The organism is Streptomyces sp. NPDC039465 (assembly GCF_055639315.1).
Map to the genome: position 1 here is coordinate 213,699 of NZ_JBVKAP010000002.1, position 8,425 is coordinate 222,123.

General features: G+C 71.1%; 9 protein-coding genes. 6 read left to right on the forward strand and 3 right to left on the reverse strand.

Annotated elements, in window-relative coordinates; translation table 11 throughout:
- Both ACZ7LT_RS07160 and ACZ7LT_RS07165 read left to right on the forward strand, forming a co-directional pair.
- Positions 1–1,095: a hypothetical protein gene (locus ACZ7LT_RS07160; RefSeq protein ID WP_471234981.1), complete on the forward strand. Its 1,095-nt coding sequence runs from the start codon at positions 1–3 to the stop codon at positions 1,093–1,095.
- 117 nt (positions 1,096–1,212) lie between these two features.
- Positions 1,213–1,743 (forward strand): hypothetical protein, encoded by a 531-nt coding sequence (locus tag ACZ7LT_RS07165; RefSeq protein WP_471234982.1) that lies wholly within the window; start codon positions 1,213–1,215, stop codon positions 1,741–1,743.
- A 119-nt stretch (positions 1,744–1,862) separates the two neighbouring features.
- Here the strand turns inward: ACZ7LT_RS07165 and ACZ7LT_RS07170 are convergent, their stop codons facing one another.
- The gene (locus tag ACZ7LT_RS07170) at positions 1,863–2,183 is read right to left on the reverse strand and encodes a hypothetical protein (protein WP_471234983.1); all 321 of its coding nucleotides are present in this window, start codon (positions 2,181–2,183) and stop codon (positions 1,863–1,865) included.
- A 14-nt stretch (positions 2,184–2,197) separates the two neighbouring features.
- Complete coding sequence (locus tag ACZ7LT_RS07175; RefSeq protein ID WP_471234984.1) at positions 2,198–2,545, reverse strand: hypothetical protein; 348 nt, start codon at positions 2,543–2,545, stop codon at positions 2,198–2,200.
- 1,105 nt (positions 2,546–3,650) lie between these two features.
- On the opposite strand from ACZ7LT_RS07175, the gene ACZ7LT_RS07180 reads away from it, so the two are divergent.
- Positions 3,651–4,028, forward strand: coding sequence for a GNAT family N-acetyltransferase (locus ACZ7LT_RS07180; protein ID WP_471235600.1), 378 nt, complete (start codon positions 3,651–3,653; stop codon positions 4,026–4,028).
- A 31-nt stretch (positions 4,029–4,059) separates the two neighbouring features.
- On the opposite strand, the gene ACZ7LT_RS07185 is transcribed toward ACZ7LT_RS07180, so the two are convergent.
- The gene (locus ACZ7LT_RS07185; protein WP_471234985.1) at positions 4,060–4,668 is read right to left on the reverse strand and encodes a TetR/AcrR family transcriptional regulator; all 609 of its coding nucleotides are present in this window, start codon (positions 4,666–4,668) and stop codon (positions 4,060–4,062) included.
- A gap of 23 nt (positions 4,669–4,691) precedes the next feature.
- On the opposite strand from ACZ7LT_RS07185, the gene ACZ7LT_RS07190 reads away from it, so the two are divergent.
- The 3 genes from ACZ7LT_RS07190 to ACZ7LT_RS07200 all read left to right on the forward strand — a co-directional run bounded on the left by ACZ7LT_RS07190 (position 4,692) and on the right by ACZ7LT_RS07200 (position 8,276).
- Entirely contained in the window at positions 4,692–5,060 is a 369-nt protein-coding gene (locus ACZ7LT_RS07190; RefSeq protein ID WP_471234986.1) for a cytosine permease, read from the forward strand.
- A 58-nt stretch (positions 5,061–5,118) separates the two neighbouring features.
- Entirely contained in the window at positions 5,119–6,771 is a 1,653-nt protein-coding gene (locus ACZ7LT_RS07195; protein WP_471234987.1) for an amidohydrolase, read from the forward strand.
- A gap of 215 nt (positions 6,772–6,986) precedes the next feature.
- Complete coding sequence (locus tag ACZ7LT_RS07200; protein WP_471234988.1) at positions 6,987–8,276, forward strand: ATP-binding protein; 1,290 nt, start codon at positions 6,987–6,989, stop codon at positions 8,274–8,276.
- Positions 8,277–8,425: the final 149 nt, after the last annotated feature.

Sequence of the window (8,425 nt, forward strand, 5' to 3'; positions counted from 1 at the left end):
GTGCCTGCGCAACAGCTCTACCGCCAGCGTGTGGTCGTACTGCTCGGCCATGTGCATCGGCGTATGACCATCGGGATCCGCGAGCTGCGGGTCGGCGCCGAAGGCCAGCAGGATGGCCGTGGTGTGCACGGTCAGCGGGCGCCCGCTCTGCAGGGTGCTCCTCGGCGACCCCGCCCACGCCAGCATGTACGCCCCCGCGGCTGGGCGGGCAGCTGTCGCACGTACGCCGAAGGCACGGTCCACGGAAGCGACTGCTGCCTCCCGCTCGGCGCCGAGACGGTCATCGACCTCCCCGAGGAAGCCCTCCAGCGCCTCGGCCGGTACTTCTGCAGTCAGCCCTCGGACAGCTCCCGCACCGACCTCGTCAGCGCCGGCCAGGAAGAGCTCGTCCACCTGCTCGACTGGGCGCTCGCCATCGCGACCCGCCCTGCCAACCGCCTGAAACTGGACGCGAGACAGGACCGACGGCACGCTTCAGCACACCCACCGCTGCCCGACCGGGACGGCATCTTGACCCTGACCGCCACCACGACCGGCGTCTACCACGTCAGCCTGGACGCACCGGGGCTGAGCCACCTCGCCGACGAGGACGACAGCGTGGAATGGGAGCGAGAAGCCGCGCCCTCGCAGAGCGCCGCCGTCCTGCTCGCCGAGCACGCCGCGATCGAGGCCGCGGTCTGCCTGCCCTTCCAGCGCGAACACCGCAAGCAGCGCCGCCTGCTGCCCGCAGCTGTCTCGGCCGAGCCGACGATCCGGTCCGTCATCGCCGAAGCCGACCAGTACGCGGCCGTGCTGAGGCGTGCCCTGCACTCTGTCGAATGCCCGAACTCGGTCCGGAGGCCGCCGGGCGGAAGTTCGGACCGTTCGCGGGCACAGCGGACGGCCGCGTGCCTGTCTTCATGGACGAGGACCAACCCCGGGTGCGCCACCCCGGCCAAGTCGAGCTCCACCAACTGGCGCGCGGTCCATGAGCGGGGACCGGCCGTGGACGTCGTCCTGGTGCCGCCCGAGCCGACCATGGTGTTCATGGATGCGTCGACGCAGTGCGGTGCCGTGTTGTCCTCCGAGCAGTTGCGTGACGGCGGCCACCAGTAGCTGCGCAGCTCGCGTCGTTTGGTGTACTGGTCGGCGTTGTCACGCAGAGGGGGATCAATGAGCACGGGTCGGTTCGAGCTGGCGTACACGGGTGGAGTCCATGGGTACGCCGGGAGGATGGCGACGCACATGTGGTCCGGGATGGTGGACGGCTTCGATCCGGTGGAGCTGCGCTACCCGGTGGAGTCGTTGTACGACGACACGTACTACGCCTCCGAAGTCGTGGGGCAGGGCATACCGTCGATGATCTTCCGCGGCATCGAATATGGCGGGCGGCCACGCCTGGCCGGCATGGAGCTGCAGACCGATGGCTGGGAGGCCAAGGTGAAGCGGCGGAGCCTGGGCGTGAGTCGGCACGGCCGCGCCCTGCGGATCGAGGTCGCCGGACGGTCGTACAGGTACCTGTCCGTGGGCGGGCGAAAGAAGCACGAGCTGCGGCGTGAGGGTGCATCCGTGACGGTGACCCGCTCGGAATGGCGCCTCCCGCGCCACATCACGGGCACGTGGCAGGGCCGGGCGGACGGCATGGACATCGGCCTGGCGATCCTGCTGGAGGCCACCTACTCCCGGAACCTGACGTTCTTCGGCGCCCTCTTCTCGTGGCCGGGCCGGTTCGCGACCCGGTTCTTCCAACTCCCGCTCGGCTGACACGGTGGCAGCCACCGGCCGGGTTATCGCCTCATAGGTCTTCGCCCCTGGGCGCGCGGCGCCGTCGGCCGGGCTCTACCGTCGGTGCCACCGACCTCGTGACCGTTCCGGTCACACCGCTAGGGCCGGTCCAGCAGGGTCGCGAGCCCGCCGAAGACGACGAGGACGACGGTGGTGAGCACCGCGCAAGTGAGGAGCACCAGCCAGCCGCAGACGATGCCCAGCAACGCCATGCCTCGCCCGTCCCGTCGTCGGCGCAGGCGCCCGACGTGGCCGCAGACGACGGCCAACAGCCCGCACGCCACCGCCCCCGTGAAGTTGAGCTGCGGAAACATCCAGCCGTAGAGGGTGAGGAAACTCATCAGGAGTGCGACACCGCCCAGGGCGAAGTATGTGCTGAGCCGGGCCGGTCGGTTGACGGGCGGTTGGGTCTCCGCCATCCCGGCACTGTCGTTCACGCGGTCACCTGCGAAAGCCTGCTGCGGCGGGCCGCGAACAGTCCAGCGGACACCAGCAGTGCCAGGACGAACAACGTCGCGGCCGTGACGAAGGGCCAGACGGGCCATCCGGGGGCAGTGTAGGCCGCCTCGTACGGGGACGCGGCGCAGCTCGTGGTCGAGTCGCACACGATGTGCTTGCCCGCCCTCGTGATCAGGCCCCACAGGACGCCGTAGAGAGAGATCAGCAGCGCGCCGAGCGTCATGACGGCCGGTACGGCATACCACCCGCCGTGCGGCCGCCGGCGCGCCGGCGGGCCGTACGGGTACGCGGGCGCCACACGAGCCGGGTGCACCGGACGCATCAAGGGTCTCCTTCGAATCGTCGACAGCGACCCGCACATCTTCGCGCGTCAACCGGCCGACGGCATGAGTGTGGATACTCAGACGCCCGGACCGAAGAGGGATGATGGAACCGTCGCACAGGTCCCAGAGAGGCGGACGATGCCAGGCATGGACTTCCCGAGGTCTGGACGCGTCATCACTTCCGCCCCTGGCTGATGACCCATCGGTGCCGGGCTCGAAAGACTGCGGATCCACTCCTGCCTCTCCGCTGGGCGTACGAGCTGAATCGGTCACTGCGAGACCGATCCGGCGGTCTCCGAGGGGTGATCGGAAATCGGCGGACGAGCGGTGAGGGTGCAGGCCGGGAAGGGTGGTCGACACCTTTCGGCAGCGGACGCGCGCATGGGCGAGCATGCCAGCAGCGGCGGGCGGCCGGTCAGGAGCGGGGCAGGCCTGACCTGGGAACGCGGCCCGAAGAAATCTCCTCGAGCCGCAGTTCGGAATCCGGATACGCTTTCGCGGCCGGCCTGTGTGCCGGCCTTCAGCCGGGCACGGCCCGGGACGAATCAGGGGGACGAGATGACCACCACGAAGACCTCGAGCCCGGCAGCATCGGCGACCAGCCGGACGCCGGGCACCTTTGGCGCCCTCTTCAGCGACGAGGCGTCTGAGGTGACGAGGGCCGTACCCGGCGCGGCCCGGAACCTGCCGCGGCCACTGGACACCTTGACCTGGCAGGAGCCTCCCGCCCTTGAAGACGCGGACGACGACGCACGGTGACCGCATGGCACGGGGCCTGCCGGCTTTGGCGCCGAGAGGCGGCAGCGTTTGTTGGTCACCGCCGAGAACGGTCCGTTGGCGACAGAAGGCGTGTTGCTGATTTCTGGTAGCGCGCTGGTGCTTGCTTCTGTCCGTCTCGCGTGCTTGTCGACCCTGGACAGGTTGTGGTCACGGCGTGGGCCAGGTGCCGAGTGCTTGGGCCAACCCGGTCGCAGTGTTCGCGGGTGATGCCTTGGGCGAGTCGGGAGGCGTCAGCTCATCGACTGCTGGATCGCGGTGACGAACGCTGGTGGCGCCGCGGGATTCCCCTTTCCGCCTGTCCGTGACGACGACGTCGAGCCGGCCGTGGGTGAGCTTCTCGGTCATCTCGACCCGTCACGGAGCCGTCTCGTCGTCGCCAGGTTCGGGGAGGATCTTGCCGGATGGGTCGCCCTCCGGCGTGACTCCTTTCGGCTCGTCGCGCACTGGGGAACGGTCCACCACCTCCAGACCCATCCGGACTTCCGCGGCTGTGGTGTCGGTTCCGCTCTCATGCAGGAACTGCGGGCCGTTGCGCGTGACGAATTGGGGCTCGAGCAACTGCGTCTCGCGGCCCGGGGGAAGGAAGGGCTGGAGTCCTTCTACGGCCGCCTTGGATGGCGGGGGGTCGGCCGCTGGCCCAGCGCCCTGCGCTTCGCGCCATGTCAGCCAACGAGCTTTCGCACTGCCCGTACCACCAATTGAGATGACCTCTAAGGCGCGCGCAAAGCGGACGTCAGGCGCGCTCGACGAGCCGGGTCGACGCGGAGCGCGCCGTGGCCAGGGCCCGGTGGGGGTCGGCGCCGCGCTGGCCGAGGACGACGCGGGTGCTCAAGCCGTCGAGCAGCGCGAGCAGTTCCGAGGCGCGGGCGGGTACGTCCAGGTCGGGGGCGAACCGGCCGGCGGCGACGCCGCGGGCGAGGAGCGCTTCGAGGTCCTGCTGCCAGCCGAGGTCCATCTCCTCCTGGGCCTGCCGGAGTTGTTCGTTGGCGGGGGTACGGGCCCACAGCTCGATCCAGAGCGTCCAGCGCGGGTCACGCGGTCCGCGGGGGAGATAGAGCTCCAGGAACAGGTCGAGTTTGCGTTCGGCCGTGACCCGGCGGGCGAGCAGCGCCTTGCGTTCCTCGGTGAGGGTGGCCTCGCTCCAGCGCAGGGCCTCAAGGAGCAGCCGGTCCTTGCTGCCGAAGTAGTAGAGGATGTGGCCGCCGCTGGTGCCGAGCCGTTCGGCCAGGGCCGACATCGTGAGCGCGGCAAGGCCGTCCTCGGCGGCCGCGGCGCCCGGTGCCGCCGCGGTTGGAGCCGAACCAGAGCGCGGCGGCGCGACGGGCGGATCGCAGGGCGGCACCACCGCACGGGGCCTCGCGGATCGTGGTGTTCGCCCCCTGGGCCGGCGTCTTCCTCGCCGACATGGTCCTCAGGCGCTGCCGGTACGACTCCGAGGCGCTGCACACCGGTCGTGCGGGCGCGTACTGGTACCGGCACGGCTACCACCCGGCGGGTGTCGGCGCCCTGCTGGCCGGACTGCTCTTCGGCGTCCTCACCTGCGACTCGGAGCTGTGGACCGGACCGCTGGTCGCGCCACTGGGCGGCGCCGACCTCACCCTGCTCGGCTCGGTCGTCTCCGGGCTCACCTACTGGGCCTTGGCCCGGCCCCGTACGGCCACACCGACAGCCACGTCGTCAGTGGCCGAGCCACCGGCCGAGAACGGCCCCTCCCCCACCCGTACCGCCATGTGACACCTCACACACCACCGCGTACCGCGACACGATCCGCACCACCCTTGGAGCACATCTCATGACCCGCACCCTCCCCGCCGCCGACCTCGTGGTGACCGGTGCCCGCGTCCACACCGTCGACCCCGCCCTCCCCCAGGCGCAGGCACTCGCCGTGCGCGGCGGGCGGATCGCCTGGCTTGGCCCGGACGCGGACGCCGGGGGCTGGATCGGGCCGGAGACGGAGGTGATCGAGGCGGACGGGCGGCTGGTGCTGCCCGGCTTCATCGACGCGCACAACCACGTACGGCTCGGTTCCGACGACGCCTGCGTCCAGCTCGCGGGCGTACGCACCCTCGACGGCATCCACCGGCGCATCCGCTCCTGGCTGGCCGCGCATCCCGGCGCCCGGTGGATCGAGGCGGAGGCCTTCGACTACTCGGCCATCCCAGGCGGCAGGATGCCGTGCGCGGCCGACCTGGACCCGGCCACCGGTGATCTGCCGGCCTTCGTCCTCAGCTACGACGTGCACACCGCCTGGCTGAACACCGCGGCCCTGCGTCGACTCGGTGTGACACGTGACCGTACGCGCCTGCCGTTCGGCGAGGCCGTGACCGATCCGGACACCGGCGAACCCACCGGATTCATCAAGGACTTCGCGGTCAAGGGCCTCTCGCGCGACGGGCACCGGGCGCTGCGCGAACTCGGTGTGCCGTGGGCCTCGCCGGACCGGCAGTACGGGCGGCTGGCCAAGAGCCTGGACGACGCGATCCGCTACGGCATCACGACCGTCGTCGAGCCGCAGAACTCGCTCGACGATCTGGCCCTCTTCGAGCGCGCTCGCGCCGAGGGGCGACTGCGGTCCCGGATCGTGGCGGCGCTGTTCCATCCGCGCGGCACGAGCGACGCGGACCTCGACGAGTTCGCCGAGGCCGCCGGGCGGTGGGCCGACGACCGGCTCCGGGTGGGGCCCCTCAAGCTCTACATCGACGACGTCGTCGAACCGCGCACGGCCGCGCTCCTGGAGCCGTACGCGGGCTGCCGCCACCACCGGGGCGAGACGTTCTATCCGCCGGAGGAGTTCGCCGGACTGCTCGCCAAGCTCGACGCGCGCGGCTTCCAGTGTTTCGTGCACGCCACCGGCGACCGTGGCATCCGTACCGTCCTGGACGCCGTGACCCACGCACGCCAGGTCAACGGTCCGCGGGACGCCCGCCATCAGGTCGTGCACGTGGAGTGCCTCGACCCGGCCGACGCACCGCGCTTCGCGGAGCTGGGCGTGGTCGCCTGCATGCAGCCCCGGCACTGCGCCCCGGAGATCGCCGGCCCCGGCAAGGACTGGGCCGAGAACGTCGGCGAGGAGCGCTGGCACAAGGCGTGGCCGATGCGCACTCTGCACGCTGCGGGGGCGGTGCTGGCCTTCTCCAGCGACTGGAACGTGGCCGAGATGGACCCCATGATCGGCATCTACACCGCCGTGACCCGGCGTCCGCTCGGCGGCGGCACGCCGTGGCAGCCGGCCGAGACGGTCGATGTGGAGACCGCCGTGCACGCGTACACGATGGGCTCCGCGTACGCCAACTTCCTGGAGGACGAGCGGGGTTCGCTGACCGCGGGCAAGCTCGCCGATTTCGTGGTGCTCTCCCGGGACATCCTGCGCTGCGCGCCCGAGGACATCCCCGGCACGGTCACCGAACTGGCGGTGGTGGGCGGCGAGGTCGTCCACCGGCTCTGACCTCGGTCTCCCGTCCCGAACGGGGCCGGGGGGAGGGCCATTCCCTTGGGCGCGCCCGGGAAGGGGGCCCTGACCAGCCGACGGGGCTCCGACGCCGTCCGCGCGAGTGACGGAACGTAGCGTTTCGGGTCTCCGGATTGTGCAGGACGGCACAAGCCCGCTCCGTACCGGCGCCCCTAGCCTCGCCGGAACAGTACGAACGAGGGGCGGTACCGGTGAACTGGCTGATCCACGACTACCGCGAGAGCGATCTCGCTGCCGTTGTCCACCTCATCGACACCACGGCCGAGCTCGGCCAGGAGTCGGTGTTCTCGCTCGCCGAGTGTATCGGCGCGCTCACCTCCCGGCAGCCCGCCGTCGTCGCCGTCCACCAAGGCGTGCCCATCGGTGCGGCGCTCGCCTGCGTCGCCGGGGAGCGCGCCTGGGTGATGCGGATCGCGATCTCCTCGGCCTGGCGGGGCCGGGGTCTGGCGAGTGCGCTGCTCGTGGAGCTGGAGCGGCGGCTCGTCGCGGCGCGGGTGGGCCGGATCGCGTATGTGCTGCCGGAGGAGGAGCTGCTCGGCGAGGGGCTGCTGAACGCCGGCTACACCCGCCAGCCGGCCGTCGCCTACTTCGAGAAGGTCGAGCCGCTGCACGGCCCGGCGGCCAATCTCCTGGAGGACCTCGGCGGGCGGGTCCTGCCGAACGACCTGTGGACCAAGGTCGCCGGCATGGAGGCGGAGAAGGATCTGATCGAACGGCGTGTGGTGCTGCCGCTGGCCGAGCCGGAGCGGGCCGCCCGGCACGGGGTGCGGCCGCCGCGGGCGATCGGGCTGTTCGGGCCGCCGGGGACCGGCAAGACGACCTTCGCCCGGGCCATCGCCTCGCGGCTCGGCTGGCCGTTCGTGGAACTCCTGCCGTCCCGGCTGGCGGACGAGGGGAATCTGGCGGCGGCGCTGCGCAGCGCGTTCGCGCGGATCGCGGAGCTGGAGCGGGTGCTCGTCTTCATCGACGAGGTGGAGGAGATCGCCCCGGTGCGTACGGAGCCGGCGCAGCCGGGCGGCATGCACGGGGTGACCAACGAGCTGCTGAAGCTCATCCCGGGCTTCCGTGAGCGGGACGAGCGGCTGCTGATCTGCGCGACGAACTCCATCCGGTCGCTGGACCCGGCGTTCCTGCGGCCCGGTCGGTTCGACTACTTGATCCCGATCGGGACGCCTGACCAGGTGGCACGCGCGGCGATCTGGTCGCGCTACACGGACGGGCGGCCGGATGTGGACGTGGCGCAGCTGGTGGCGGCGAGCGAGCTGTTCACCCCGGCCGACATCGAGCACGCGGCGCGAATAGCGGCGCAGAGTTCCTTCGAGCGTGATCTGGTCGCGGTCGGCGGCCCGTTGGGCGAGGCGCGCTCGCCGGGGGCGAGCACCAAGGACTATCTGGCGGCGATCGCGCAGTGCCGTCCGACCGTGACACCCGCGATGATCACCCAGTTCGAGTCGGACATCACCACGCACGCACGGGTGTAGCCGGCTCCCGGTAGTGCGGGAGCGTGTCGGCCCGGCCGCGAGCTGGGCGGCGGGGCGTTTTCTTTGGAAAAACAGCGCCCCCCTTTCCCCCCCTCCTTTTTTTCCGCCCCAGGGGGGGGGCGCCCCCACCACCCCAATGGTTTTCCCGC